Below are 1,333 nucleotides of genomic sequence, written 5' to 3' on the forward strand. Positions count from 1 at the left end.
GCCATCACGGCCTTGCCCTCGAGCACGCTGCGCCAGGAACGGCCCCCGTCCGAAGAGACCAGCAAGCGGTCTGCTTTCGCAGCGCGTATGCGCACGTAGAGCGTATCGGGATCGTCTAGCGCCACCGAGGTGAAGAAAGGAATGGCACGCGACCCGGTGTCCGGCACAGGCAGCACGGTCCAGCGGACCGCTCCGTCGTCGCTCCGCAGGAGCACCCCTGCGATCGCGGGCGTATCCACCAAGCCGCTCACGTAGATGCGGCGCGGGTCACTGGGTGCAGCGTCGAAGGCGGTTGCGACCAGGTTGAGCTCTGCGCCGAACGGCCCGCCGAGCTTTGTCCAGCTCGCGCCGTGATCGCTCGTCTGCCACAGCCTGTGCACGGACAAGCCCGGCTGCGCGCTTCTGCTTAGGGCGAGCGCGCGCGTGCGGTCCACGGGATGCACGGCAACGTCCACGATCTCGGCACTGCCGAGGACTCCGTGGGCGCGCTCCACGCGGCACGCCCGATCGGAGGCGTGTACGAGACCGCCGAGGGTGCCGGCCAGGAGCGAGCCATCGCCGAGCAGGCCCAGCATCGGGTCCTCGTTACCGCCGTAGCCGGCGGCCTGCTCGCAGATCAGCGACCAGTGCTTGCCCGCGTCGCGCGTGACAAGCAACCCGTACGTTGCGCGCACGATCAAGTGGTTGGGGTCGCGCGGGTCCTCAAGGACTTGCTGCGCCCTCGGATAGCGGCCGTTGGCCAGCGCCGCGGCCGGCACGGCCAAGCCCACCAGCATGCAGGCCGTGCGCACAAGGATCCCCAGGGTTGGCGACCGCGAGCCGTCATCGCTCGGGAGGCCGTGGGCAACGACCCGCGCCCCGGGCTTCATGGAGGACGGCAATCAATGATGCACCATGGTCTACGTCCTACATACACGCAACGGCCCATGCATCTAAGATCTTGGCAATTATGAGCCGGCCCACGTCCTGCCTTCTCTGCGCAGTAGTAGACGTCCGGAAGCCAGCTACTCATCGTGCACACTGGCGCGTAAGAGGGGCAGGGTACCGGTACGAGCGGCGGATCGCTTCCACCGCCGCCCAAGCCGCCTGAAGCGACCATACCTGCGACCGGTACACCTCCCAGGCCGCCTGAAGCGACCATGCCTCCGACCACTATACCGCCCAGGCCACCCCGACCTCCCGTTCCTGCGCCGCCCGTTCCGGCCGCGCCGCTGGAGCCACTTCGACCCCCACTACCACCTCCTCCTCCGAAACCGCCCCGGCCTCGCGAACCCGCCAGGCCAGCCGAGCCGCCCGATGCAACGCTGCCACCACCCGTGCCGCCTCGAGCTCC

Annotated in this window: 2 protein-coding genes; both read right to left on the minus strand. The window is 68.9% G+C overall.

All coding sequences use genetic code 11. The annotated features are described in order from the left end of the window. Nucleotides 1-869: hypothetical protein (locus MJD61_16655; protein MCG8556892.1), on the minus strand; the 869-nt coding region annotated here is incomplete at its 3' end. Between the two features lie 283 nt (nucleotides 870-1,152). Continuing rightward, nucleotides 1,153-1,333, minus strand: a 181-nt coding sequence (locus tag MJD61_16660; protein MCG8556893.1) for a hypothetical protein, incomplete at its 5' end; no start/stop codon positions are given.

The sequence above is a fragment of the Pseudomonadota bacterium genome (assembly GCA_022361155.1).
Lineage (GTDB): Bacteria > Myxococcota_A > Polyangia > Polyangiales > JAKSBK01 > JAKSBK01.